The organism is Streptomyces sp. NPDC087845, assembly GCF_044742755.1.
Taxonomy (GTDB): domain Bacteria; phylum Actinomycetota; class Actinomycetes; order Streptomycetales; family Streptomycetaceae; genus Streptomyces.
Window position 1 is genome coordinate 533,010 of the sequence record NZ_JBIUVC010000001.1, and the last position, 25,585, is coordinate 558,594.

Annotated in this window: 19 protein-coding genes; 8 read left to right on the top strand and 11 right to left on the bottom strand. The window is 71.8% G+C overall.

The window, feature by feature from the left end; all coding sequences use genetic code 11:
* Positions 1-172 precede the first annotated feature (172 nt).
* Positions 173-1,120, top strand: coding sequence for an esterase/lipase family protein (locus ACIOMQ_RS02380; protein WP_401263307.1), 948 nt, complete (start codon positions 173-175; stop codon positions 1,118-1,120).
* Between the two features lie 327 nt (positions 1,121-1,447).
* Positions 1,448-3,028, top strand: a complete 1,581-nt coding sequence (locus ACIOMQ_RS02385; RefSeq protein WP_402187648.1) for a M23 family metallopeptidase — start codon at positions 1,448-1,450, stop codon at positions 3,026-3,028.
* A 270-nt stretch (positions 3,029-3,298) separates the two neighbouring features.
* Here the strand turns inward: ACIOMQ_RS02385 and pcrA are convergent, their stop codons facing one another.
* Complete coding sequence (gene pcrA / locus ACIOMQ_RS02390; protein ID WP_401937350.1) at positions 3,299-5,743, bottom strand: DNA helicase PcrA; 2,445 nt, start codon at positions 5,741-5,743, stop codon at positions 3,299-3,301.
* A 654-nt stretch (positions 5,744-6,397) separates the two neighbouring features.
* Here pcrA and ACIOMQ_RS02395 point away from each other — a divergent pair.
* Positions 6,398-7,543 carry an NlpC/P60 family protein gene (locus ACIOMQ_RS02395; RefSeq protein WP_401937348.1) on the top strand — a complete coding sequence of 382 codons (1,146 nt, stop codon included), beginning with the start codon at positions 6,398-6,400 and terminating at the stop codon, positions 7,541-7,543.
* 193 nt (positions 7,544-7,736) lie between these two features.
* Here the strand turns inward: ACIOMQ_RS02395 and ACIOMQ_RS02400 are convergent, their stop codons facing one another.
* Entirely contained in the window at positions 7,737-8,090 is a 354-nt protein-coding gene (locus ACIOMQ_RS02400; RefSeq protein WP_362207966.1) for a hypothetical protein, read from the bottom strand.
* 356 nt (positions 8,091-8,446) lie between these two features.
* On the opposite strand from ACIOMQ_RS02400, the gene ACIOMQ_RS02405 reads away from it, so the two are divergent.
* Entirely contained in the window at positions 8,447-9,493 is a 1,047-nt protein-coding gene (locus ACIOMQ_RS02405) for an NlpC/P60 family protein (RefSeq protein ID WP_401263301.1), read from the top strand.
* A gap of 40 nt (positions 9,494-9,533) precedes the next feature.
* A complete protein-coding gene (locus ACIOMQ_RS02410) occupies positions 9,534-10,310 on the top strand; it encodes a GNAT family N-acetyltransferase (RefSeq protein WP_402187650.1) in 777 nt (258 codons plus the stop codon).
* A gap of 1 nt (position 10,311) precedes the next feature.
* On the opposite strand, the gene ACIOMQ_RS02415 is transcribed toward ACIOMQ_RS02410, so the two are convergent.
* Both ACIOMQ_RS02415 and ACIOMQ_RS02420 read right to left on the bottom strand, forming a co-directional pair.
* Positions 10,312-11,007, bottom strand: coding sequence for a response regulator transcription factor (locus tag ACIOMQ_RS02415; RefSeq protein ID WP_328887513.1), 696 nt, complete (start codon positions 11,005-11,007; stop codon positions 10,312-10,314).
* On the bottom strand, positions 10,991-12,361 hold the full coding sequence (locus ACIOMQ_RS02420; protein ID WP_402187652.1) for a PspC domain-containing protein: 1,371 nt from the start codon (positions 12,359-12,361) through the stop codon (positions 10,991-10,993). Before ACIOMQ_RS02420 ends, ACIOMQ_RS02415 begins: the two co-directional genes overlap by 17 nt.
* A 180-nt stretch (positions 12,362-12,541) precedes the next feature.
* Here ACIOMQ_RS02420 and ACIOMQ_RS02425 point away from each other — a divergent pair, with 180 nt between their 5' ends.
* Both ACIOMQ_RS02425 and ACIOMQ_RS02430 read left to right on the top strand, forming a co-directional pair.
* Entirely contained in the window at positions 12,542-13,882 is a 1,341-nt protein-coding gene (locus ACIOMQ_RS02425) for a PspC domain-containing protein (RefSeq protein ID WP_401263296.1), read from the top strand.
* Positions 13,869-14,132 (top strand): hypothetical protein, encoded by a 264-nt coding sequence (locus ACIOMQ_RS02430; protein ID WP_362207950.1) that lies wholly within the window; start codon positions 13,869-13,871, stop codon positions 14,130-14,132. Before ACIOMQ_RS02425 ends, ACIOMQ_RS02430 begins: the two co-directional genes overlap by 14 nt.
* Here ACIOMQ_RS02430 and ACIOMQ_RS02435 read toward each other — a convergent pair.
* The 4 genes from ACIOMQ_RS02435 to guaA all read right to left on the bottom strand — a co-directional run bounded on the left by ACIOMQ_RS02435 (position 14,039) and on the right by guaA (position 18,648).
* On the bottom strand, positions 14,039-14,548 hold the full coding sequence (locus tag ACIOMQ_RS02435; RefSeq protein WP_362208008.1) for a DoxX family protein: 510 nt from the start codon (positions 14,546-14,548) through the stop codon (positions 14,039-14,041). The two genes, ACIOMQ_RS02430 and ACIOMQ_RS02435, sit on opposite strands and share 94 nt — an antisense overlap.
* 128 nt (positions 14,549-14,676) lie before the next feature.
* A complete protein-coding gene (locus ACIOMQ_RS02440) occupies positions 14,677-15,945 on the bottom strand; it encodes a hypothetical protein (RefSeq protein WP_401937338.1) in 1,269 nt (422 codons plus the stop codon).
* A 113-nt stretch (positions 15,946-16,058) separates the two neighbouring features.
* Complete coding sequence (locus tag ACIOMQ_RS02445) at positions 16,059-16,859, bottom strand: class II aldolase/adducin family protein (protein ID WP_401937331.1); 801 nt, start codon at positions 16,857-16,859, stop codon at positions 16,059-16,061.
* Between the two features lie 193 nt (positions 16,860-17,052).
* On the bottom strand, positions 17,053-18,648 hold the full coding sequence (gene guaA / locus ACIOMQ_RS02450; RefSeq protein WP_401263291.1) for a glutamine-hydrolyzing GMP synthase: 1,596 nt from the start codon (positions 18,646-18,648) through the stop codon (positions 17,053-17,055).
* Between the two features lie 363 nt (positions 18,649-19,011).
* Here guaA and ACIOMQ_RS02455 point away from each other — a divergent pair, with 363 nt between their 5' ends.
* A complete protein-coding gene (locus tag ACIOMQ_RS02455) occupies positions 19,012-19,344 on the top strand; it encodes a chorismate mutase (protein ID WP_362207940.1) in 333 nt (110 codons plus the stop codon).
* A 789-nt stretch (positions 19,345-20,133) separates the two neighbouring features.
* On the opposite strand, the gene ACIOMQ_RS02460 is transcribed toward ACIOMQ_RS02455, so the two are convergent.
* The 3 genes from ACIOMQ_RS02460 to ACIOMQ_RS02470 form a co-directional block, all read right to left on the bottom strand.
* Positions 20,134-21,963, bottom strand: a complete 1,830-nt coding sequence (locus ACIOMQ_RS02460) for a GMC family oxidoreductase (RefSeq protein WP_362207938.1) — start codon at positions 21,961-21,963, stop codon at positions 20,134-20,136.
* 49 nt (positions 21,964-22,012) lie between these two features.
* The gene (locus ACIOMQ_RS02465) at positions 22,013-23,641 is read right to left on the bottom strand and encodes a succinic semialdehyde dehydrogenase (RefSeq protein WP_362207935.1); all 1,629 of its coding nucleotides are present in this window, start codon (positions 23,639-23,641) and stop codon (positions 22,013-22,015) included.
* Positions 23,642-23,782: 141 nt separating this feature from the next.
* A complete protein-coding gene (locus tag ACIOMQ_RS02470) occupies positions 23,783-25,513 on the bottom strand; it encodes a serine/threonine-protein kinase (protein ID WP_401263288.1) in 1,731 nt (576 codons plus the stop codon).
* Positions 25,514-25,585: the final 72 nt, after the last annotated feature.

Here is a 25,585-nt window from a genome sequence, read left to right on the forward strand (position 1 = left end):
CCGCCTGCCGCCCGCTTGCTGTCAGCCGGTCACCGCCGGCGAGCAGGGGGCCGGTCATCAGGACCGGACGCCGGTCGGACGGGCAGGCCGCCCGTACCTCCGCAACGGCACCCCACGAGGGCATACGGGGACCGGAGTCGCCTCCCCCGCTTGCCGAAGCAGGAGGTCGGCCATGCAGGTCCTGCCTTTCCTACCGCTACTGCCGCACCGGCCGTGTCTGTGCCGCACCCAGCTGTCATCCGCCCTGCTCAAGGCCACCGCACTCGAACTGGTGGTCCTCGCCGGGCATGTGCTCCTCTACCCCACCGGCATCGCCGGGGAGCGGCGGCCCGCGCCCTGCCCGGCCGAGGCGCCCACCGGCACCGCACCCGCCGAGGCGTCCACACTCCGTACCGAGGGCGGCGAACAGCCGCCCGTCGTGCTCCTGCACGGCTTCATCGACAACCGTTCGGTCTTCCTCCTGCTGCGCCGCTCCCTCGCCCGGCACGGCCGACGCCATCTGGAGTCGCTCAACTACTCGCCGCTTACCTGCGACATCCGTTCGGCGGCCGAGTTGCTCGGCCGGCACGTCGAGGAAATCTGCGCCCGCACCGGACACCATGAGGTCGACATCGTCGGGCACAGTCTCGGCGGCCTGATCGCCCGCTACTACGTACAGCGGCTGGGCGGTGACCAGCGGGTCCGCACCCTGGTCACCCTCGGCACGCCGCACGGGGGCACGGCCGTCGCCCCGCTGGCCAGCGCTCACCCCATCGTGCGCCAGATGCGTACGGACTCCGCGCCGATCGAGGAACTGCGCAGGCCGGCGCCCGGCTGCCGCACCCGGTTCGTGAGCTTCTGGAGCGAGCTGGACCAGGTGATCGTCCCCGCCGAGGCGGCCTGCATCGACCATCCGGATCTCGACGCGCTGAACGTACGCGTCAGCGGGATCGGCCATCTCGCGCTCCCCGTGCATCCGACCGTCGCCACAGCGGTCCGGCAGGCGCTGGAATCCCGCGAAGCGATGACCGGGACCGCGGGAACCGCAGGAACCGCCAGGGCGACCGGGCCTGCCGGGACCACTGGGACCGCCGGGACTGAAGGAACAGCCGAGACCGAGGGGTCAGCGGGGGCTGCCTGAGCCGGGCGGGCAGGACAAGCAGGCCCTGCCCGGCCTCAGCCACCGCTTCCCTCCCACCGCTTCCCACCGTCTCGCACCGCTTCCCACCACCTCCTGGCCCTCACCGGACCACGCAAATAGAACGCGTTTCGAACATAGGGCCAAGGCTCTGTGGACAGGCCGTCGAAAGGCGGCCGATTGCCCGTTTCCTGAGCCGCCCGAAGCCGCCGAAGATTGTCGACGCCGCATACCGCCGGGTACAGTCGCGGCCACTGCTCCCCCTGGGATTCGGATTCCCCCACCGGACCCCAGACCACAGGTCCTGCTGCCGAGGCGAGAGAGAAGTTGGTGAACGACCAGCACCCCCACGCCGGGTACGCCGGATACGACAGCCAGGCCACCGGCAGCTTCGACAGCGACCCGCTCTTCGGTTCCCTCCCGGGTGGCTACGACGGCTCGTACGACGGCGGCTACGGCGCCGGGCAGACCGGATACAGCGGTCAGTACGACTCCGCACAGTGGGACACGGGCGCGCACCCGACCACCTCGTACGACACCTACGCCCCGTACGCGACACAGCCCGAGCAGCAGCCGTACGCCGCAGGCTCGCCCTACGGCGCCACGGCCACCTGGACACCCGCCACCGCCGCCACCGCCGCCTTCGCCGACCTTCCGGAGCAGGCCGGCACCCCCGACGCCACGGGCCAGTGGGAGACCAACGGCTGGCACCAGACCGGCCAGTGGGCGACGACCCACACAGCCGCCTACGACACCGGCGCGTACGACGCCACCGCCTGGAACACCGGCGCCACACCCGAACGCGAAGAGCAAACCGCGCAAACTACGCAAACCGCACAGGTGTTGGACGAGGCAACGGCGACACACGGAGCACACGGAGCACAACAGCCGTACGAGCCGCACGACCCGTACGAGCCGCACGACACCGCACAGTTCAGCACCACCGAGTTCAGCACCGCCCAGTTCAACACCGCCGAATTCAGCCTCCCCGAGAAGGACTTCGACGCCGACCGGCACGAAACCGGCTCCGCCGCGACCGGCGACAACGTGACCGGCGACATGACCGCGGACGCAACCGGTGACCCGACCGGTGACCCGGCCGACGCCGTGCCGGATGTCCGCCGTCCTCTCAGCCGCCCCGCCACCCGCGGCGGTGGCGGCAGCAGTCGCAGTCGGCGGCGTTCCCCCGCGAAGCGTTCCGCGCTCCTCACCGTCGCCGTTCCCTCCGCCTGTGTGATGAGCGTGGCCGGTATCGCCGCGGCCTCTGTCGGCGGACTGGGCGGCGAGGACAAGAAGGACGACAGCACGACCACGATGGCGGCCGCCGATCCCGGCTCCGTCAAGCCGGTCGCCGCCAACAACAAGCTGGACACCCAGCTCGCCAACCTCAGCGCCGATGCCGAGAACTTCGCGGACCGCGCCAGCCGCACCCAGGAGCGCATCGATCTGCGGGAGCGGCAGGCCGCCGAGAAGAAGAAGCGCGAGGAAGAGGCCGCGCGCAAGGAGGCGTTGCGCCCCAAGTACGTCATTCCGGTCGCGCGGCACGGCCTCAGCGCGTACTTCGGGCAGGCGGGTGTCAACTGGATGTCCGTGCACACGGGCATCGACTTCCCCGTCTCGTACGGCACGCCCGTGATGGCCGCGACCGACGGCACCGTACGCACGCAGTGGAACAACGCCTACGGGAACATGGCCATCGTCACCATGGCCGACGGGACCGAGACCTGGTACTGCCACCTCAGCAGCACCAAGATCCGCTCGGGCCCGGTCAAGGCCGGTGACGTCATCGCGTACTCCGGCGACTCCGGGAACTCGACCGGTCCGCACATGCACTTCGAGGTACGGCCCAGTGGCGGTGCGGCGATCGACCCGCTCCCCTGGCTCCGCAGCCACGGCGTCAACCCGACCTGAGCCACCCCAGCGGACGGCCGGACCCTACGGCCGTCACCCGGTGGCCTACGGCCGGCACCCGGCAACGTGACCCACGGCCCTCACCCCGCGCCCGGCGCGGCATGCCCAAAGACCGGCGCAAAGCGCCCGGCGCCCGGTGCGCGACATGCCCGGCGGCCGGGCGACGCACCCGATGCCCGGCGCGCAACATGCCCGGCGGCCGGGCGACGCACCAGGCGGCCGGAGCAACTGTCCCGGTCGCCTGCGCGCCTGCCCGGCCGCCGCGCCCGCCTACAGCTTCTCGACCGGCGCGTACCGCAGCAGCAGCTTCTTCGGCCGCTCGTCCCCGAAGTCGACCGTGGCCTTCGCCTGGTCGCCGACGCCCTCGACCGCCGTCACCGTGCCGAGGCCGAACTGATCGTGTGTGACCCGGTCCCCGACGGCCAGCGTGACCGTCGGCTTGTCCGTGGTCCGCCGGGTCGCGAAGCCCGAGGGGCCGGAGCGCGCACGCGACGAGGACAGCGACGAGGTGATCCCCGACGTGGGCCCGGCCGGAGCCGCCATCGGCCCGGTCCGCTTCCACTCCAGGTGCTGGTCCGGGATCTCCTCCAGGAACCGCGACGGCGGGTTGTACGAGGGCTGGCCCCACGCGCTGCGCATCGCCGCCCGGGTCAGATAGAGCCGCTCGCGTGCCCGGGTGATGCCGACGTACGCGAGCCGCCGCTCCTCCTCCAGCTCCTTGACCTGGCCGAGCGCCCGCATGTGCGGGAAGACGCCGTCCTCCATGCCGGTCAGGAAGACCACCGGGAATTCGAGGCCCTTCGCGGTGTGCAGCGTCATCAGCGTGATGACGCCGGAGCCGTCCTCGTCCTCGTCGGGGATCTGGTCGGAGTCGGCGACGAGCGCGACCCGCTCCAGGAACTCGGCCAGGGTGCCCCTGCCCTCCTCGCCGGACTCCCCGCGCTCCTGCTCGAATTCGAGAGCGACGGCGGCGAGCTCCTGGAGGTTCTCGATGCGGGTCTCGTCCTGCGGGTCGGTGGACGCCTGGAGCTCCGCGAGATAGCCGGTCCGCTCCAGGACGGCCTCCAGGACCACCGCCGGGCCCGCGCCGGACTCGACGATCGTGCGCAGCTCCTCCATCAGCGTGTTGAAACGCTTGACGGCGTTGGCCGACCGGGCCGCCATGCCGTACGCCTCGTCGACCCGGCGCAGCGCCTGCGGGAAGGTGATCCTCTCGCGCATGGACAGCGCGTCGATCATCGCCTCGGCGCGGTCGCCGATGCCGCGCTTGGGCACGTTGAGGATGCGGCGCAGCGGGACGGTGTCCTCGGGGTTGGCGAGGACCCGGAGGTAGGCCAGGACGTCCCGGACCTCCTTGCGCTCGTAGAAGCGCACGCCGCCGACGACCTTGTACGGCAGGCCGACGCGGATGAAGATCTCTTCGAAGACCCGGGACTGCGCGTTCGTACGGTAGAAGATCGCGACGTCGCCCGCCTTGGCATCGCCCGCGTCGGTCAGCCGGTCGATCTCGTCGGCGACGAACTGCGCCTCGTCGTGCTCGGTGTCGGCGACGTAGCCGGTGATCCGGGCGCCGGTGCCGGCGTTCGTCCAGAGGTTCTTGGGACGGCGGCTCTCGTTGCGCTCGATGACCGCGTTGGCGGCGGACAGGATCGTCTGCGTGGAGCGGTAGTTCTGCTCCAGCAGGATCGTGGTCGCGTCCGGGTAGTCCTCCTCGAACTGGAGGATGTTGCGGATGGTCGCGCCGCGGAAGGCGTAGATCGACTGGTCCGCGTCACCGACGACGCACAGCTCGGCGGGGGCGTCGCCCTCGCCGGCCGGGCCGACCAGTTCGCGCACGAGGGTGTACTGGGCGTGGTTGGTGTCCTGGTACTCGTCGACCAGGACGTGCCGGAAGCGGCGGCGGTAGTGCTCGGCGACGTCGGGGAACGCCTGGAGGAGGTGGACCGTCGTCATGATGATGTCGTCGAAGTCCAGCGCGTTGGCCTCGCGCAGCCGGGACTGGTACATCGCGTAGGCCTGGGCGAGGGTCTTCTCGAAGCCGTCCGCGGCCTGGCCGGCGAAGGTCTCCTCGTCGATCAGTTCGTTCTTCAGGTTGGAGACCTTCGCCGTGAACGACTTCGGCGGGAAGCGCTTCGGGTCGAGGTCGAGATCGCGGCAGACCAGGGCCATCAACCGCTTGGAGTCGGCGGCGTCGTAGATCGAGAACGACGAGGTGAAGCCGAGCTTCTTCGATTCGCGGCGCAGGATGCGTACGCACGCGCTGTGGAAGGTCATGACCCACATGGCGTTGGCGCGCGGCCCGACGAGCTGCTCGACGCGCTCCTTCATCTCGCCCGCGGCCTTGTTGGTGAAGGTGATCGCCAGGATCTGCCCGGGGTGCACCCCGCGCTCGGCGAGGAGGTGGGCGATCCGGTGGGTCAGTACCCGGGTCTTGCCCGAGCCCGCCCCGGCGACGATGAGCAGGGGGGAGCCCGCGTGGACGACGGCGGCGCGCTGCTCGGTGTTCAGCCCGTCGAGGAGCGCCGCGGGGTCGATGACGGGGCGGGGGGCGCCGTCGCGGTAGTACGCGTCCCTGGGCGGCGGGGGCCCGTCGAACACGCCCGCGAAGAGGTCCTCCGGCACCGCTTCGGGTGCGGAGTCCTCGGGGGGCGGCGGGGGCTCTTCCTCCGAGTGCTGGAGGCCGGCCAGGAAGCTGTCGTCAAAGAGGCTGCTCATCGCTTGCCGAGTCTAGGCCGCCGGACCGACACACGGCGGCCGCATGCCGAACCGCACCCCAACCGCATGACGAACCCCACTCCGCGGCCGGGCACGCAAAGAGAGCGGACACCCACTGCGGGTGAGAAGAACAGGGCCCTCGTCCGCCCCTGCCGCCCCACTTCACGAAGGTCACGAACATGTATCGGGCATATCGAACATCAACCTTCACAGCGGCATCGTGGGTTGGCTAGCGTGCTCGACCGGGCGGCCCGTCCCCCCTGAGGCGAACCACGCCGAGCGGGCGCCCGCGCCGAATCCGGGCTGCCCTCGCGGGCGTTCGGAGCCGGGGACCCACACGCAGCACCGGGGTGAATCGGTCCTTGTCCCCCACTCGGACCGTAGGGCAGCCTTCCCTTCCGCCCGAACCCGGCAGCCAGGGTCTTCCGTTCGGATCAGGCCGGATCAGGAAGCGGGGTCCGGTGCGTGCGATCGCAAGGCGGAGGAGGGAGTCGGATGGGGCCTCCCCCGATCGAGCGGAGCCGAGAGCTCGGGGAAGGAGCGTCGGCGACCGACGACAACGCGGCGAGCGTGCGTGCCGGACCCCGCGAGCCCGGCGTGATCCAAACGAGAGGCCCTGACCCGGCAGGCGGTCCACGGAAGGAGATGCCGGCCTTGGCGTCGCATCGCAAACCGCGCACCCGGGTGCGCACCACCACTCCGGCCGTCGGGCTCACGACGGCGGCACTGGCGTCCGTGACCCTGCTCTCCACCCAGAGCGCCACGGCCGCCCCCGCGCCGAAGCCCGGAATCGAGGACGTCCAGAAGAAGGTCGACGGCCTCTACCGGCAGGCGGGCACCGCGACCCAGCAGTACAACCGGGCGAAGGAGGCCGCCACCGCCCAGCGCACCGAGGTCGACGCCCTGCTGAAGGACGTCGCCGAGCGCGCGGACAAGCTCAACGACGCCCGCAGGACGCTGGGCAGCTACGCGGCCGCCCAGTACCGCGGCGGCACCGTCACGCCGAGCGCCACCTTCTTCCTGGCCGACGACCCGCAGTCGTACTTCGACCAGAACCAGCTGATGGACCGGATGACCAGTCGTCAGCAGAAGGCGATCACGGACTTCCGTACGCAGCAGGCCGCGGCGGCGACGAGGCGTGCCGAAGCGGTGCGGAGCCTGGAGACGCTGACCACGACGCAGGCCACGCTGCGCACCAGCAAGCAGAACGTCCAGAAGAAGCTGGGCGAGGCGCGCGCGTTGCTGTCGGAGCTGACCGCGCAGGAGAAGGCGCGGCTCGCGGCGCTGGAGCGGAAGAAGGAGGCGGAGGCCCGGCGCAAGGCGGAGGAACTGGCCAAGAAGCAGGCCGCCGCCAAGGCGGAGGCGGACCGCGAGGCCGCGAAGAAGGCGGGGTCCGGCGGCGGTACGGGAACGGGCACCGGGACCGGGACCGGCTCGGACAGCAGCGCCTCCACCAAGGCGGAGAAGGTTCTGGCCTTCGCCCGGGCCCAGATCGGAAAGCCGTACGTCTGGGGCGCGACGGGTCCGTCGTCGTACGACTGCTCCGGGCTCACCCAGGCGGCGTGGAAGGCCGCGGGCGTCGACATCCCGCGCACCACCTGGGACCAGGTGAAGGTGGGCACCCGGGTCGCCACGGCCGACCTGCGCCCCGGCGACCTCGTCTTCTTCTACGACGACATCAGCCACGTCGGCATCTACAAGGGCGGCGGAATGATGATCCACGCACCGAAGCCGGGGGCGAACGTGCGCGAGGAGTCGATCTACTACATGCCGATCTACGGCAGCGTGCGCCCGGCGTAGCGATTGGCCTCGCCGTCGCCCGAGGCGTGAGCCGGCCGTGCCGCCCAGCGGACCGGTCGGGTCATGCCCCCGGGCCGAGTCACGCCCCCCGGGGCTGGCTCACCCCCGAAGCCGGGTCACCTCCCGGAGCCGGGCCGCCTCCCCGGCAGGCTCAGGTCTCGGCCCTCGGGGCGGCGGTCTCCGGCCTCGGTTCTCAGGTCCAGAGCGTGGCGATGAAGATGTTGGCGAGCGTCAGCCCGCCCACGGCCGCGAAGGCGCCCTTGTCGACCTTCTCCTCGTCCCGCTTGATGTAGACGAGCGCCAGGATGACGACCAGGAACAGCAGCTTGACCCCGATCTTGATGTTGTTCACCTGGCCGCCGTCGGCCTGGTTGAGCCCGACCAGCGCGACCCCGGTGACCAGCATCGTCAGCGCGCCGTGCAGCATCGCCGGGACGAACCGGGCCGTGCCCGCGCCCATCGCCTTCATCTGGGTCAGGAAACCGCCCAGCAACGAGGCGATACCGATGATGTGCAGGGCGACGAAGACATGAATGAGTACGTCCATGAGGCCGCAGCCTAGCCCCGCCCATATCACCACTCCGCAGCCAGGTGCGGCTTCCTGGCGCTTCACTCGCGTCTGCACCAATTGCCTGACTCTGTTGTCATTCTTCCGATCAGATAGCGACAATGTCGCGCCAAATTCGGGCAATAGGCTTCATTACGACTCTTCCCCGTGCCCCGGGTTTAGCGTCCCTGACCAGGTGACCGGCTTCACCGCCGCTCCGCACCCGGACGGCACGCCGGTCACCCCGCCGAGAGTTCGTCGGCGGGCCGCTCCCCCGTTGGCGGCCCGCCGACGGGCCTCGGACGGGCCCGCCGGTAGTCCCCGCCGGGCAGTCGCCAGGAAGGACGCACGCCCCCGTGGCAGCGCACCGGAAACCCAAGCAGCGCCCGTACACCGGCTCTGCTGCCCGCACCGCGGCGACTCTCGCCTTCGCCGGGGCCGCCACCGCTGCCGTACTGCCGGGCCCGGCGCACGCCGATCCCCAGCGAAGCCCCGCCCAGGTCAGGGCCGAGGTGGACCGGCTCTACCATGAGGCGGAGGTCGCCACCGAGCAGTACAACGGCGCGAAGGAGAAGGCGACCGCCGCCGCGGATGCCGTCGACACCCTGCGCGACGAGGCCGCCCGCAGGACCGAGCGCCTCAACGCCTCGCGCGACGCACTGGGTTCGTTCGCCGCCGCGCAGTACCGCACGGGCGGCCTCGACCCGTCCGTACAGCTGGCGCTCTCCTCCGACCCCGACCAGTACCTGGAGCGCGCGTCGTACGTGGACCGGATGGGCGACCGGCGGGCCGCCGAGGTCGACGAGGTGGAGCGGCAGGTCGCCGGGATCGCCCAGCTGCGCGCGCAGGCCAAGGGCAGGCTGGCGGCGCTGGCGGCGCGCCAGGCCGAGCTGGAGAAGCACAAGGCGACGATCAAAACCAAACTGGCCGACGCGCAACGGCTCCTCGCCACCCTCTCCCCGGCCGAGCGCGCCGCCTACGAGGGTTCGGACGGCGCGCGTTCCGCCGGCCGGGCCGACCGCGGCACCGGGCGCGGCCCCGCCCTCGCCCCCGACGCCCGCGCCGCCGAGGCCGTCGCGTTCGCGTACGGGGCGCTCGGCAAGCCGTACGTCTGGGGCGCGACCGGCCCGTCCTCGTTCGACTGCTCCGGGCTCACCCAGGCCGCCTGGCGCTCCGCCGGTGTCGCGCTGCCCCGGACCACGTACACCCAGATCAACGCCGGACAGCACATCTCGCGTTCCGAACTGGCCCCGGGCGACCTGGTGTTCTTCTACTCGGGCATCAGCCATGTCGGGCTCTACATCGGCAACGGCCAGATGATCCACGCCCCGCGCCCGGGGGCGCCGGTCCGGATCGCGCCCATCGATCAGATGCCCTTCGCCGGAGCGACCCGGGTGGCGTAGGCTCCCGGCTTCCGGTCGATCGGCTAGAGGACACCCACACATGCCCATGGACGTCGAGGTCCAGATCCACGCCCGTACGCTCGCGCTGCGCTCCCCCGGCCATCTCCGGGTCGGCCCCTTCACCGTGCGGTACAACCCCGACTGGTCGACCAAGTACGCCAATTACGCGATACCCGATCAGGACGCCGAGCCGACGGCCGAGGAGATCGACGCGCTGATCGCGGCGTTCCGCGAACACGACCGGCTGCCCCGGCTGGAGTTCCTGCCCGGCTGGGCGCCCGCGGTCGAACCGGCCCTGCTCGCCGCCGGGTTCACCATCGAGAACCGGGCCCCGGTCCTGGCCTGTGACCCGGGCGCTCTGCTGCCGCCGAAGCCGGTGGACGCACTCACGATCACCGAGCCGGTGGCCGACGCGGAGTTCGACGCCGCCGCGCTCGTCCAGCACCTCGGATACGGCGGTACGGGCGAGCCCGAGGGCGGCGAGGCGGCCTGGCTGCGCGAGGCGGCCGGGGGCGGCGGGGTCGCGGCCCTCGCCGCGGTCGACGGCGTCCCGGCGGGCGCGGGCGGCTGCTCGATCCCGGTCGACGGCCTCAGCGAACTGGTCGGCCTCGCCGTCGCCGGCACCTTCCGCCGCCGCGGCATCGGCGCCGCGCTCAGCGCCCACCTGACGGCGACCGCCTTCGAGCGGGGCTGCCGGGTGGTGTGGCTGGAGCCGGGCGACGCCGATGTGGAGCGGATCTACGCGGGGATCGGCTACCGCAGGGTCGGCGAGAAGCTGAACATCTCGCTCGACCCCCACTCCACGTCCGTCGGCTGACTCAGACCAGCCGTCGCGCCGTCGCCCACCGGGTCAGCTCGTGCCGGTTCGACAGCTGGAGCTTGCGCAGCACCGCCGAGACGTGCGACTCGACCGTCTTCACCGAGATGAACAGCTGCTTGGCGATCTCCTTGTACGCGTAGCCGCGGGCGATCAGCCGCAGCACCTCGCGCTCGCGCTGCGTCAGCCGGTCCAGGTCCTCGTCGACCGGCGGCGCGTCCGTCGAGGCGAAGGCGTCGAGGACGAAGCCGGCCAGCCGGGGCGAGAACACCGCGTCGCCGTCCTGGACCCGGAAGACCGAGTCGACCAGGTCGGTGCCGGTGATCGTCTTGGTGACGTAGCCTCGGGCGCCGCCGCGGATGACGCCGATGACGTCCTCGGCGGCGTCCGAGACGGACAGCGCCAGGAACCGCACCGGGTTCTCCACGGCGCCCATCAGCGGGGCGCAGCGGCGCAGCACCTCGACGCCGCCGCCGCCCGGCAGGTGGACGTCGAGGAGGACGACCTCGGGGCGGGTCGCCGTGATGACGGTGACCGCCTGGTCGACGTCGGCGGCCTCGCCGACCACCTCGACGCCCGTCTCCTCGGTGCGGCCGATCTCGGCCTGGACACCGGTGCGGAACATCCGGTGGTCGTCGACGAGCACGACCCGTACCCGGCGCTCCGGGCCCCCGGCCGCCTCAGTGGTCTCCGTCATCGCTCGCCCTCTCCATCTCCAGCTCGACTTCCGTGCCCCCGTCGGGCACCGAACGCAGTCGCGCCGTACCACCGTTGCGCTGCATCCGGCCGATGATTGATTCTCGTACGCCCATTCTGTCCCCCGGTACGGAATCCAGATCGAATCCCGGGCCCCGGTCGCGCACCGAGACGAAGACCGTACGGCCCTCGACCTCGGCGTAGACCTGCACGGCGCCGCCCTCGCCACCGTACTTGGCGGCGTTGACCATCGCCTCGCGCGCGGCCTGCATCTGCGCGGCCAGCTTCTCGTCCAGCGGGCAGTCGCCGACGACGACGACCTCCAGCGGGACGCCGTGCTTGTCCTCGACCTCGGCGGCGGCGCGTCTGACCGCCTCGGCGAGGGTCTCGGGTTCGTCGTCCTCGTCCTTGCCGGTGCCCTCGGGGTTGTAGAGCCAGTTGCGCAGTTCGCGTTCCTGGGCGCGGGCCAGTCTGCGGACCTCGCCCGCGTCCTCCGCATTGCGCTGGATCAGGGTGAGGGTGTGCAGCACCGAGTCGTGGACGTGGGCGGCGACCTCGGCGCGTTCCTGGGCCCTGATCCGCATCGTGCGTTCCTCGGAGAGGTCCTGGGTCATGCGTACGAGGTAGGGGCCGGCCAGCAGCGCGATGCCGGTGAGGACGGCGATCGCGGCGGTCAGGACGTTGCCGAGCTGGGCCGCGGAGCCGCGTACCACCATGAAGACGGCCAGGCCCAGGCCGACCAGGGCGACCCCGGCCAGTCCCCGGGCCAGGTGGAGGACCCGGCGGCGGTTGCCGACCTCCATCCAGCGGGCGCGCCGGGCGTTGTCGGCCTGCCGCCACACCAGTACGGAACCGGCGCCGATCAGCAGCGTGGGCCAGATGTAGCGGTCGGCCTTGCTGCCCATGTCGACATTGCCGACGAAGATCATGGCGCCGATGAACAGCGCGATGAGGGCGAAGACCTGGCCCCTGTCGGGTGTGCGGAGCCGGCGGCTGCCGTCCGGGGCGGTTGCGAAGAGGGAGCGCGGTGCCTCGACGCCGCCGACGCCGAGGCGGAGCCGGCGGCTGCCGTCCGGGGCGGTTGCGAAGAGGGAGCGCGGTGCCTCGACGCCGCCGACGCCGAGCGGGACGACGATCCAGAACACGGCGTAGAGCAGCGCGCCGAGGCCGTCCGCGAAGAACAGGCCGAGGAAGACGAACCGCACCCAGGCGACGGGCAGCCCGAGATGCCCGGCGAGACCGCGCGCGACGCCGCCGAGCAGCCGTCCGTCGGCGCTGCGGTACAGCTTGCGCAGCGGTGGCTCCTCCGGGTCGGCGTTGAGGGAGCTTGTGGCTCGGGGGGTGGCGGCAGGCATGCACCGATCGTCACATGTCCGTACGGGTGCAGGCATCAGGGTCCGCCCCGGACTCGACCCTGAGAGCCCGTCCCGGAGGTGCGCGGCCGCGCCGCCCCGGGGACCCGTGGGGGCAATATCAGGGATCGGCCAGGGTCGGCGCGGGTCCCGGACGGGCGCTCGGCCCGTCACCATGGAGCCATGACCGTTCCCCAGGACGCCTCCCCCGGTGTCGCACCGCCCTCCGGACCAGGACCGCAGCTGCGGCGCAGCCCGCGCCACAAGGTCGTGGCCGGGGTGTGCGGCGGGCTCGGCCGGTACTGCGGCGTCGATCCGGTGATCTTCCGGATCGTGCTCGGTGTGCTGTCCGTGACCGGCGGCGTCGGGCTGATCTTCTACGGCTTCGCGTGGCTGCTGATCCCCCTGGACGGGGAGGACGAGAACGAGGCGCGCCGGCTGCTGTCCGGCCGCGTCGAGGGTGCGTCGCTGATCGCGGCGCTGCTCGCGCTGATCGGCTGCGGGCTGTTCCTCTCCATGCTGGGCAACGGCGGCACGCTGGCGTTCTCCGCGATGCTGTCGCTCGCGGTCGTCGGCTTCGCCGTCTGGACGCAGAACCGCAGGACGGCGGCGCCCGAGGACCCGCTGCATCCGGCGACCGCGCAGGCGGTGGCGGATGCGCCGCCCGAGGTGAAGGCGCCGCCGTCGCCGGGCAGCCCGTCGTGGTGGCGGGATCCGATCATCAAGGACGGCACCTCCGGGCCGGTGGGCCCCGGCTATCTGTGGGGTCCGGCCGACGCGGCGCCGGACGACCGGAAGGTGCGCCCCCGGGGGGCGACGCCGGAGAACCCGTTCCGCGCGCCCCGGCGGGAGTCCGGCACCACGGGCCCGGCCTCCATCGGCGGTCTCGTGTTTCTGCTCGCGCTGATCGCGGGCTGGCTGGGCTCGGGGCTGAGCTGGGAGTCCCATCCCCTCGGCACGAGTCTGCAGATCGGTCTGGCCGCGGCGCTCGCGGTGTTCGGGCTGGGGATGCTGGTCAGCGCGTTCTTCGGAAGGACCGGGTTCGGCACGGTCATGCTGTCGATGGTCACGGCGGCCCTGCTGGCGGGCGCCTCCGCGCTGCCCAAGGACATCTCCACCCAGTGGGTGCGCGAGGGGTGGCGGCCGGCCTCGGTGGCGGCGGTCCAACCGCACTACGAACTGGAGTCCGGGGTGGCGCGGCTGGATCTCACGGAGATCGCGGTCCCTCCGGGCGGCACCGTCCGGACGGAGGTCAAGGTCGGGGCGGGCCGCGCGGTCGTCGTCGTACCGAAGGCGGTGACGGTGAAGGTGGACGCCAGGGCGGCCCTCGGCGACATCACGCTGCCGCTCAGCCGGCCGAGCGACGCACCGGCCGAGCTGATGGGGGCCGAGGTGGACATCAACCCGTCGCAGAACGAGCACAGAACGCTTCCGCCGCCCCCGGGCAGCAAACCGGCCGGCACGGTGGAGCTCACTCTCGAAGTCGGCATCGGACAGGTGGAGGTCACCCGTGCTGCGTCATGAGATCCGCCCGGGGCGGGCGGTTGCGGGCGTGGCCATGCTCGCTCTGGCAGCGGGATACGCGGCGGACGCGGCGGGGGTCTGGGACGCCCCGTGGGTCTTCTTCTTCCCGCTGTTCTTCGGCGGCCTCTGGCTGGCCGCCACCGCGACCTGGGTCAACTACCGGATCCGTCGCCGCCGGGACGCGAGGAAGGCGTCGGCGGAGAACGCCGCCGCCCCGCCGAGCAGCAGCGGCAGCCAGGCCATGAAGTAGGCCAGGTCGTTGCCGAAGTAGTACGGCTTGACCTGCCAGCTGACCGTCAGCCACAGGCTCAGCGAGATCAGCGCCCCGCCGAGCGCGGCGAGCCGTGCCCGGAACCCGATCAGGGTGCCGATGCCGACGAGGAGTTCACCGATGGCGATGGCGTACCCGAAGGCCCCCGGGCTCTTCAGCGCGAGGTCGACGAGGGCCGGGATCGCCGCAGAGTCGCGTACCCCGTGCATGGTCTCGCCGATGGAGCCGGCGCCGCTCGCGCGGAAGAAGGAACTGTCCGTCAGTTTGTCGAGCGCCGCGTAGATGAAGGTGATGCCGAGGAAGATCCGCAGGGGCAGCAGGGCGTGTTCCCGTGCCAGCTCCTTGAGCCCCCTCGACTCGCCCAGACCGCGTACGTTCGTGCCGTAGCCCCGCATGTGGCTGCCCGCCTTCCGTAGATCCGTCACCAGACCATACGTATGCACTGAACGCCCTGTTCACCCGGCAGGTCCCCCGATCGGACGGTGGGCTCGTGTCCGCCGCCCGGCCGGGCCCCTCCCGCCGGTCAGTCCGTCACATCGATCTCGACCCGGTTCGTCTCCACCCCGGCGGCGGTCACGACCTGCACCTCCACCAGCCCCGGTTCCACCTCCACCGGTACCGGCACGGTGAGCACGCCGTCGGTCGGATTGGCGAAGCCGCCGGGGACCGGGATCAGCGGCACGTGCACATGGACCCGGCCGATCCGGACGACCATGCGGGCCAGCCGGTCGGGCGTCCCGGCACCGGGCGGCACGAAGCCCGCCCCGCGGATCTCGATGTCATCGCCGGTACGGATCGGCGCGTCCAGGTCCCCGGCCTCCCGGGTCCGGACCACCGAGAGCACCACCGGGCGCCCGCCCTCCGCGTATTTCCCGGCGAAGTACGCGAACGCCGAGACGGTGACCAGCAGGGCGAGGCCCCAGGGCAGGTCGGGCAGCTGCTCCGGCCTGCGGGCCAGCCGGACCGCGGCGAACAGCACGGCGACGGTGCTCACCAGCACGTACTGGACGTCCGTGAAGCTGCCCCGTCCGGAGTCGTCGGTGAGGAGATCGGCGGCGCGCGGCCGGTCGGCCCGCAGCTTCTGCAGCCGCCCGGACAGCGCGCGTACGGTCACCACCCGGCGTACGACGACGGCGACGGCGCACACCAGCGCCAGCACGGTCACCACCCCGGCGCCCCGGGACAGCTCCAGCCCCTCGATCAGTTCGTCGCGCTCGGTGTGGTCGGAGGCACCGGCCAGCTGGAGCGCCAGCACCAGGACGGAGAAGACGGCGAGCAGCACCCAGGACGCGGCGACCGCCCGGGAAGTGGAGAGCCGGTTGTCCTCGCCGATCACCGGGGCGAGGAGGCCGCCGCGGGCCCGGTGGAGGTGGGCGGCGCCGCTCAGCAGGCCCGCGGTGACGAGTCCGGCGACGAGCCCCGCCGTACGGGCGTTGGTCCAGCCCGCGCCGATGGCGGTGGCGGTCTCGGCGACGACCAGTACGGCAACGCTCCCCCACACCGCGATCAGGGTGCGCCGCCACACCCGGTACAGCCAGGCGTCGCCCGCCTCCCGGCCCCGTTCGGCGACGGTCCTGGCCGACTGGGTCAGCTCGTCCGAGACCCACTGGCGGGTCGCGGAGGCGGACCGGGCGACCCCGGGCGGCAGCCCCTGGCCCGCGGCCAGTTCGTCCCGTTTGGCCAGGAAGGCGGCCACCGCACGCCGGTGGCCCTCGCGTGCCCCGTGCGGGCAGTCGCCGCACGTACAGCCGCCGCCGTGCGTGCTGCTCGCCCTCGCCTCGTCCAACGCCACGGAGAACGCCGCCCTTTCAAGCCCCGGTACAGCCAACTCGGCTGTGATTGCTGCGAATTGTGCCGTACCGCAGGGCTCCGGACCGCATCGGGGCGGCCCGTCGGCGCGTATCGTCAGAATGTGCGACTGATCCGGCGCCACAGTGGCTGGTAGTTGATCCAGGCCACCAGGTCGCTGCCGAGCTGCTCGCGGCTGGCGACAGCGTCCCGGTGCTCGATCAGCACCGGCTTTCCGGCCGCCCGCGCGGCCAGTTGCACCTGGCAGGAGCGCTCCAGCGCGATGAACCACCAGGCGGCCGCGTCCACCGAGCCGCCGACGGTCAGCAGCCCGTGGTTGCGCAGCACGATCGCCTTGTGCCCGCCGAGCGCGGCGGCGATCCGGCGCCCTTCCTCCTCGTCGACCACGACGCCGGTGTACGCGTCGTACAGCACATGGTCCTCGTAGAAGGCGCAGGATTCCTGGGTGATCGGTTCGATGAGCTCGCCGAGCGCGGACAGGGCCCGCCCGTGCACGGAGTGGGTGTGCGCGACGGCGACGACGTCCGGACGCGCCCGGTGCACCTGCGCGTGGACGGCGAACGCCGCCTGATTGACGTGGTACCGCCCCTCGACGACCTGCCCCTCCCCGTTGACCAGGATCAGCTCGTCCGGGGCGAGCCCGTCGAAGGGGGCCCCGAAGGGGTTGACCCAGAAGCAGTCGGTGAACTCCGGGTCGCGCGCGGTGATGTGACCGGAGACGCCGTCCTCGTACCCGTACTCCCCGAACAGCCTGAGCGCGCCGGCCAGCCGCGCCTTGCGGTACGCGCGCTCCTCCCGCGCCGACGTGTGGACGGGCGGCATCGCGAAGTGGAGCTGGTCCACAGGCAGGGGACCGGGGGCGGGCACGGTTGCGGGTACGGGTGCGGGCTCGGGCATGGCGGCTCCTCCGGACTCCCAGGACGTACGGGATCGGAAGTTACCGCCGGTTGCCGCAGGTGACCAGAGGCATCGGGGATCGATTCGGGCACGGGCAGCCGTCCCGCGTCCCGAACGCGCCGATGCCGCCGTCCAGGTGGTGGAGCGGCGGCATCGGCGTCGACCGGATGTCAGGCAGGGCCCGTCGGGAAGGTCACTCCCACTCGATGGTGCCCGGGGGCTTGCTCGTCACGTCGAGCACGACGCGATTGACGTCGGCGACCTCGTTGGTGATGCGGGTCGAGATCTTGGCGAGCGTCTCGTACGGCAGACGTGACCAGTCGGCCGTCATCGCGTCCTCGGAGGAGACCGGGCGCAGGACGATCGGGTGGCCGTAGGTGCGGCCGTCGCCCTGGACGCCGACCGAGCGGACGTCGGCGAGCAGGACCACGGGGCACTGCCAGATGTCGCGGTCCAGGCCGGCCGCGGTCAGCTCCTCGCGGGCGATGGCGTCGGCCTCGCGGAGCAGGTCGAGCCGCTCCTTGGTGACCTCGCCGACGATACGGATGCCGAGCCCCGGGCCGGGGAACGGCTGGCGCTGGACGATCTCGTCGGGCAGACCGAGCTCCTGGCCGACCATCCGGACCTCGTCCTTGAACAGCTGGCGCAGCGGCTCGACGAGCTGGAACTCGATGTCGTCGGGGAGACCGCCGACGTTGTGGTGGGACTTGATGTTGGCGGTGCCGGTGCCGCCGCCGGACTCGACGACGTCCGGGTAGAGCGTGCCCTGGACGAGGAACGCGACGTCCTCGCCGGCCGCGCCCGCCTCGGCGACGAGTTCGGCCTGGGCCTGCTCGAAGACGCGGATGAACTCGCGGCCGATGATCTTCCGCTTCTGCTCGGGATCGGAGACCCCGGCCAGCGCGTTCAGGAACCGCTCCTCGGCGTCGACCACCTTCAGCTGGACGCCGGTGGCGGCCACGAAGTCCTTCTCGACCTGCTCGGTCTCGCCCTTGCGCATCAGGCCGTGGTCGACGTACACACAGGTCAGCTGGGAGCCGATGGCCTTCTGTACGAGGGCGGCGGCGACCGCGGAGTCGACTCCGCCGGACAGACCGCAGATGGCGCGCTTGGTGCCGACCTGCTCACGGATCAGCGCGATCTGCTCGTCGACCACATTGGTCGTGGTCCAGGTCGGCTCGATGCCGGCGCCGCGGTAGAGGAAGTGCTCCAGAACCTGCTGGCCGTGCGTGGAGTGCAGGACCTCGGGGTGGTACTGGACGCCGTAGAGCTTCTTCTCGTCGTTCTCGAAGGCGGCGACGGGCACGACGTCGGTGGACGCGGTGACGGTGAAGCCCTCGGGGGCGGCGGAGCAGGCGTCGCCGTGCGACATCCAGACCGACTGCTCGGCGGGCGTGCCCTCGAAGAGCGTGGAGCCGGTCTTGGAGACGGTGAGCGGGGTGCGGCCGTACTCACGGGCGCCGTTGTCGTCGACGGTGCCGCCGAGCGTGGTGGCCATGAGCTGGAAGCCGTAGCACATGCCGAAGACCGGGACCCCGGCCTCGAAGATCGCACGGTCGAGGGAGGGCGCGCCCTCCGCGTACACCGAGGAGGGGCCGCCGGACAGGATGATCGCCCGGGGGTTCTTGGCCAGCATCTCGGCCACCGGCATCGTGGACGGGACGATCTCGCTGTAGACCCGGGCCTCACGGACGCGTCGGGCGATGAGCTGGGCGTACTGCGCCCCGAAGTCGACAACGAGGACCACATCGGTGGCGATGTCGGGGGCGGCGAGGGGTGCTGCTGGCACGGGCGGCCTTCCGGCGGTGAAAGTGGGGTCGGTTTTGTCGATTCTACCGGGGTTGCGAAGCAAGCCGTCGTCCCGCCCGCGACGCGGGTGCGGGAAGCGCGGGCTGCGGACCGGGGCCGGGCGGTGTCTCAGCATCCGGGCCCCGTGTTGGCCCGCCCGTGCGTGCGGGGCCATACTGGATGACATGCGACAGCACACGACCTTCGTCTTTACCTATGGCATCCGGCCCGCCGGCTGCCATGGTCGTGCTGCTTGATCCACTGACAAGCAACGTTCCAGGCGCCCCGGGCCGAAAGGCCCGGGGCGTTCTGGCGTTCCGGACCGGTCGGCTTCGGGGGCCGCACCCCACGAGGAGTCCTCACCATGACCAGCACCGCCCCCGCGAAGACCGTGACCGAAAAGACCGTGCCGGCGAAGACCGCCGCCGAGAAGACCGGTGCGCAGACCGATGAGGCCGCCGCGCTGATCGACACCGCGAGGTCCCGCATCGACGCCCTCGACGACCGGATCATCGGACTCGTCCAGGAGCGGATGGCCGTCTCGGCGGTGATCCAGGAGGCCCGGATCACCTCCGGCGGCCGCCGGATCAACCTCTCCCGCGAGATGGAGATCCTCGGCCAGTACCGGGACGCGCTCGGCAAGCCCGGCACCTCCCTCGCCATGACGCTGCTGGAACTCTGCCGCGGCCGGGCCTGACGCCCCGCGTGCCTGACGCCCCGCGGCCGGGTGCCCGGGGTGCGGGCGTATCCCAGTTCGGGCCTGCTCTCACCCGTACGGCGCGTGACCGGGTCCGCCGCGGCTTCGTTGGTCCCGGTGTCCGTGCCAGCCAGGGGCGGCTGTGGAAAGAACCACGCGTGGCTCCGTTGGAGCGTGTGGCGTACTGCAGGTACGCCGTGGGACCGCGCCCCAGCGTGCGTGACCGGTCGGCAGGGGACAGCAGCCCGGTCACCCGAAGAACGGCCGGCTCCGGGGACGCCCGGAGCCGGCCGTATCCGGTCGGAGCGGTTTCCGGCCCGGCGTACCCGGTCGGAACGACTTCCGGCCCGGTCGAAACGGTTTGTGCGGGTCGCAACCGTCCGGTTCGGCGCCGAGGCCGCCTCCTGGTGCTGAATCGCGCAGGGCCCGGTGGGCCGATTCCCGGACCAACGGGCCCTTGCTCATCCCCTCCCGGTGCGTCGGCGGCGTCCCGCCGCGCACAGCACGCCGCCCGATACGAGTTCGCCCGCGTGGCCCTCTGAACAGTTGCGCAGCCGTGGATCACGGATTGGGCAGGGAGGGAGACGTGAGGGGTGTCACACACATGTTCGGTGAGCATCGGGACAACCATTGCGGCGGACCGCAGGTCAACCATGCGGAACCACGAGCGCGTCGAGCGTCTCGTCACCACAGGCACGAAGGGGCTGCACTCGGAGGGGGGTGCAGCCCCTTCTGCTGTTCCGACCCGATACGTCAGGGGCCCTGAACCACCAGGAGTCCCGCCGGCTCCTACGCCTTCTTCTTCGGCGGAACCGTGGGCAGCCCGAGGAACGGCAGCCTCAGCGCGCCGAACGCCTCCTTCGGTACGGCCGGTGCCTGCGGCTCGACGGCGGCCAGCCGTTCGTACGCCTCGCCCTGCGCCGGACGCGGGTCCGCCTCGCCCTTGTTGGGCCAGAACGACATCGCGCGCTCGGCCTGCGCGGTGATGGTGAGCGAGGGGTTGACACCGAGGTTCGCGGAGACCGCCGAGCCGTCGACCACCGAGATGCCGGGGTGTCCGTAGAGCCGGTGGTACGGGTCGATCACCCCTTCCTCGGCGCTCGCGCCTATGGGGCAGCCGCCGAGGAAGTGCGCGGTGAGCGGGGTGCCCATCAGCTCACCGATGTTCGAACCGGCGAAGCCGTTGATCTCGTCGGCGAGCAGCGAGGCGCTGCGCGTCGCCTCCTCGATCTGGGTCGGGTTGGGTGCGCCGTGCCCCTGCCGGGCGGTGAGCAGGCCCTTCCCGATGCCGGCCGGTTTGCGGTACGTCGTCAGGGAGTTGTCCAGTGACTGCATGACGAGCCCGATGATGGTCCGCTCCGACCAGCGGCGGTTGGAGAGCGACCGCAGGGCGAGCGTCGGGTGCTTGGCCATGTTGCCGAGCCAGCCCAGCACCCGGTGGCCGCCGTACGGCACCTGGAGGACGGACAGCGCGCCCATCGCGTTGGAGCCCTTGCCGTAGCGGACCGGCTCGATGTGGGTGTTCTCGTCGGGGTGGATCGAGGAGGTGATCGCGACGCCCCGGGTGAAGTCGGCCTTCGCGGTGCCGTGCTTCCTGCGGTAGCGCCGGTCGCTGGTCTGCGAGCCGACGAGTGCCTCGGAGTTGGTACGGGTCAGCTCGCCGAGCCGGGCCGAGAGCCGGGGCAGCAGACCGCGGTCCTTCATGGTGTGCAGCAGGGTCTGCGTTCCGTACGTGCCCGCCGCGACGACCACCTTGCGGGCGCGCAGCCGCGCGGGCTTCGCCTTCCCGCGCCGGTCGGTGGGAACGGTGGTGACGCGGTACCCGCCCTCCGGGTGGTCCGCGATCGCGACCACGGAGGTCATCGGGTGGATGACGGCTCCGGCCTTCTCGGCGAGGTGGAGGTAGTTCTCGTTGAGGGTGTTCTTCGCGCCGTGGCGGCAGCCCGTCATGCATTCGCCGCATTCGGTGCAGGCCCTGCGGGCGGGGCCCGCGCCGCCGAAGTACGGGTCGGCCACCGTGCCGCCGGGCTTCGCCCTGGCCGTGCCGTCGGCGTCCTCGCCGTCGCCGAAGAAGACGCCGACCGGGGCGGGATGGAAGGTGTCGCCGACGCCCATGGCCTGGGCGGCCGCCTTCAGATGGACGTCGGAGGGGGTCGTCGTCGGGTTGAGCCGGACCCCGAGCATCCGCTTGGCCTGGTCGTAGTACGGCTTCAGCTCGTCCTGCCAGTCGGTGATGGACGCCCACTGCCGGTCCTCGAAGAACGGCGCCGGGGGGACGTACAGCGTGTTGGCGTAGTTGAGCGAGCCGCCGCCGACGCCCGCGCCGGCCAGCACCATCACATGGCCGAGCAGATGGACGCGCTGGATGCCGTAGAACCCGAGTGCGGGGGCCCACAGGTAGTTCTTGATGTCCCAGGAGTTCTTGGGAAGGGTGCCGGGGCCGAAGCGGCGGCCCGCCTCCAGGACGCCGACCCGGTATCCCTTCTCGGTCAGCCGCAGGGCCGACACCGCGCCGCCGAAGCCCGAGCCGACGACCAGGACGTCGTAGTCGTACGCGGTGTCGTCGTCGGCCCCTTCCGCGGAGACGGACCGATTCTGGGCAGGGCTGTCCTGGGGCATGGCTCTCCTCGGCACGGAAAGGGCAGAAGGTACGGCGGTGCTACGGGCGTCAGCGCAGGCGGAACGCCTTCATCGCCTTCAGGCTGCGGGTCATGAACGCCGCGTACTTCTCGTCGTCCATGCCGAACACCGGGGCGAGCGGAATCAGCCGCTGCTGCGCGACGGTCTGCGCCTCGGTGAACTTGAGGATGCCCTCGGAGCCGTGCCGCCGGCCGAGACCGGAGTCCTTCATGCCGCCCATCGGGGACTGCACGCTGCCGTACGCGGGGGCGTACCCCTCGTTGATGTTGACCGTGCCGGTCCGCAGCCGGGCGGCGACCTGGTGGCCGCGCTTGGCGTCCTTGGTCCAGACGCTCGAATTCAGTCCGTACGGGGTGGCGTTGGCGAGGGCGACGACCTCGTCCTCGTCGGTGAACCGGTAGAGGGAGACGACCGGGCCGAAGGTCTCCTCATTGCAGACGGACATCGGCGCCTCGACGCCGTCGAGGATGGTCGGCTCGTAGAAGAGCGGGCCGATGTCCGGGCGGGCCACCCCGCCCGCGACGAGCCTGGCGCCCTTCTCGACGGCCTCCGCGACATGCCGGGTGACGGTCTCCAGCTGGCGCTCGCCGACCAGGGAGCCCATGTCGGCACCGTAGGCGAGGGAGTTGCCGAGCCGCATGGCCTTCGTACGGGCGGCGAAGCGGGCCACGAAGTCGTCGGCGACCGACTCGTGGACGTACAGCCGCTCGATGGAGACGCAGAGCTGGCCGGCCGAGGAGAAGCAGGCGCGGACGGCGCCCGCGGCGGCCTTCTCCACGTCGGCGTCCTTCAGGACCAGCATGGCGTTCTTGCCGCCGAGCTCCAGCGAGACCCCGACGAGCCGGGCCGCCGCGCCCTGCGCGACCTCGCGGCCGGTGCGGGTGGAACCGGTGAACGAGACGTAGTCGGCGTGCTTGACGACCTCGGGGCCGACGACCGGTCCGTCACCGAGGACCACCTGGAACACCTCGGCGGGCAGCCCGGCCTCGATCAGCAGGTCCCGGGCCCACAGCGCGGTCAGCGCGGTCTCCGTGTCGGGCTTCATCACAACGGCGTTGCCGGAGGCGAACGCGGGCAGCGCGTCGCCGACCGACAGCTCGAACGGGTAGTTCCACGGCGCGATCTGACCGACGACGCCGCGCGGCTGGCGCAGTTCGGTGACCTTGGTGAGGGTCGGCACGACTCCGGTGTGCCGCTTCGGCTTCAGGTACGCGGTGGCCCTGCGTCCGTAGTGGCGGGCCGCGACGGCGACGGCCTGCACCTCCTCGTGGGCGTGCAGCCGGGCCTTGCCGGTCTCCAGCTGGATGAGGTCGAGCACCTCGGCCTGGCGGTCCAGCACGAGATCGTGGAAGCGGAGCAGGACGGCCGCCCTGGCCCGGACGGGGGTCGCGGCCCAGGCCGGCTGGGCGGCACGGGCGCGCTCGAAGGCCGTCGCCACGTCCTCGGGGGTGGACTCGGGCAGATCGGCCAGCTTCTCCCCGGTGAAGGGGGTGTGGTTGGCCGTGCGGCCCGAGCCGGCCACACCACGGGTCAGCCGGGCGACCACCTCGGGTGTCACCACATCGGCGGCGGTACGCGCGCCTGCGGGGGCGGCGGCCACGGGGTTGGTGCCGACCGGGGCTGCGGGGGTGGACGTGGAGACCTGCGAGTCCGTCATGAGGGCGAGAGTACGTCCAGCCGCACGCTTTGGGTACCCGTGAGTAACGGGTTTTCACACTCCCCACAAACCAGCCAGTGATCACTGGCAACAAAGCCCCTGATCAGGACCCCTGTGGTCGTCGGCCCGGTCCGGCGGGCCTCAGTCGGTGCTGCCGGGCGCCCGCCATCCGCGCAATATCGTGTCGAACTGCGTCCGGGTCGTGTCCCAGTCCGAGGCCGGCCCCGTCATGTACATCGCATACTCCGGGCCGCCGTCCTCCCCGTAGTACATCTGGTCGATCGCATGACGCGGGCCCGGGTGGTCCTTGGTCTCGGTCCAGGTGAACTCCCAGAGCGAACCGGGCCGGTCCCGGTACGTGTTGGAGTGCAGGGTCTCGCGCTGGTATCCGGGAAGCCGCTTGGCGAGCTGCTTCTCCAGGCTCAGCATGTGCATGTACGGGTTCTCGAAGTCGGGCGCCGGGTCGATGCTGATCCGGATGTAGTGCACGCCGTTGTCCGGGGTGTAGTCGATCTGGTTGCCGTCCGCCCGTCGCACCCAGCCGTCGGGCACGCTCAGGCTGAAGCCCGCGGGGTCGTCCACCCGGTTCCAGCCCTTGGGTGTGCCCTTCTCCGGGGTGTCGGGCTTCGGCGCGCGCGACGTGGCGGGCTTCGAGGGGGCGGGGGTCGTGCGGGCCTCCGTGCCGCTGTGCTCGACGGTGTTGTCCGCGCGGTCCCCGTATTTCATCGCGGCGAGCCCCGCGCCGCCGCCGACCAGCGCGGCCGCGGCGATGACCAGGACCGTCGTACGCCATCGGACCCGGCTGCGCCGGGTCACCGGGGCCGACACCGCGCCGGACGACACCGGGTCGGCGGCCGGATGGGGAAGCGGGGCCGTACCGGCGGTGCCGGCCGTACCGGGAGCACCCGCTGCATCCGGTACGGCCGCTGCGGCCGCACCGGTCTCGCCCGCTCCCGGCGTGCCGTCCGGGCCCAGCGTGCGCAGGACCTCGTCGGGAACGCGCTGCGTCGGTACGTACGCCTGCGCGGCCCGGGGCTCGCGGCCCTCCATGGCCTCCAGCAGCATCCGTTCCGCCTCGGTGGCCGACGGCCGGTCCTCGGGTTCCTTGCGGAGCAGCGCGGTGATCACGGGGGCCAGCGGACCCGCCCGCTCCGGCGGCGGCGGCTCCTCGGTGACGACGGCCTGCATGGTGGAGATCGGGGACGTGCGGCGGAACGGCGAGCGTCCCTCGACGGCGGTGTAGAGCGTGGCGCCGAGGGACCACAGGTCGGACGCGGGGCCGGGATCGCCGCCGCGTACCCGCTCCGGTGCCAGATAGTCGATGGAGCCGACCAGTTCACCGGTCCTGGTGATGGTCGAGTCGCCTTCTATCGCCGCGATCCCGAAGTCGGTGAGCAGCACCTGGCCGTCCTTGGCCAGGAGTACGTTGCCGGGCTTCACGTCCCGGTGCAGGACCCCCGCGCCGTGTGCGGCGCGCAGGGCGCCCAGCACGTGGAGGCCGATCCTGGCGGCCTCGCGGGGTGCGATCTCGCCGGACTCCTTGGCCGCGTCGGCGAGTGACGGGCCGTCGACGTACTGCATGACGATCCAGGGCCGGTTGTCGTACTCGATCACGTCGTGGACGGTGACCACGCCCGGGTGAGTGATCCGGGCGGCCGCACGGGCCTCCTTCTGGGTCCGCGCGTGCAGCACGATCCGGTCGGCCTCGGCCACGTACAGCCCGGCGGTCAGCTCCTTGACCGCGACCGTGCGGTGCAGCACCTCGTCGTGAGCGCGCCAGACCTTGCCCATGCCGCCGCGCCCGAGGACTTCACCGAGCCGGTACCTTCCGGCCAGCACCAGTCCCGCGTCCGTGCCTTGTGATCGATCCACGTATTCCGCCCCGTTCCCTCGGAGGCCAGATTACGGAGGGGGCGTACGGCCACGGAACCTCGCCTCCCCCAA

Coding starts and splice junctions, on each gene's coding strand:
- ACIOMQ_RS02435 (WP_362208008.1), bottom strand. CDS start 14,548: ATGCGGGGCTACGGCACGAACGTACGCGGTCTGGGCGAGTCGAGGGGG.
- ACIOMQ_RS02400 (WP_362207966.1), bottom strand. CDS start 8,090: ATGGACGTACTCATTCATGTCTTCGTCGCCCTGCACATCATCGGTATC.
- ACIOMQ_RS02455 (WP_362207940.1), top strand. CDS start 19,012: ATGACCAGCACCGCCCCCGCGAAGACCGTGACCGAAAAGACCGTGCCG.
- ACIOMQ_RS02380 (WP_401263307.1), top strand. CDS start 173: ATGCAGGTCCTGCCTTTCCTACCGCTACTGCCGCACCGGCCGTGTCTG.
- pcrA (WP_401937350.1), bottom strand. CDS start 5,743: ATGAGCAGCCTCTTTGACGACAGCTTCCTGGCCGGCCTCCAGCACTCG.
- ACIOMQ_RS02460 (WP_362207938.1), bottom strand. CDS start 21,963: ATGCCCCAGGACAGCCCTGCCCAGAATCGGTCCGTCTCCGCGGAAGGG.
- ACIOMQ_RS02410 (WP_402187650.1), top strand. CDS start 9,534: ATGCCCATGGACGTCGAGGTCCAGATCCACGCCCGTACGCTCGCGCTG.
- ACIOMQ_RS02465 (WP_362207935.1), bottom strand. CDS start 23,641: ATGACGGACTCGCAGGTCTCCACGTCCACCCCCGCAGCCCCGGTCGGC.
- ACIOMQ_RS02415 (WP_328887513.1), bottom strand. CDS start 11,007: ATGACGGAGACCACTGAGGCGGCCGGGGGCCCGGAGCGCCGGGTACGG.
- ACIOMQ_RS02425 (WP_401263296.1), top strand. CDS start 12,542: ATGACCGTTCCCCAGGACGCCTCCCCCGGTGTCGCACCGCCCTCCGGA.
- ACIOMQ_RS02420 (WP_402187652.1), bottom strand. CDS start 12,361: ATGCCTGCCGCCACCCCCCGAGCCACAAGCTCCCTCAACGCCGACCCG.
- ACIOMQ_RS02445 (WP_401937331.1), bottom strand. CDS start 16,859: ATGCCCGAGCCCGCACCCGTACCCGCAACCGTGCCCGCCCCCGGTCCC.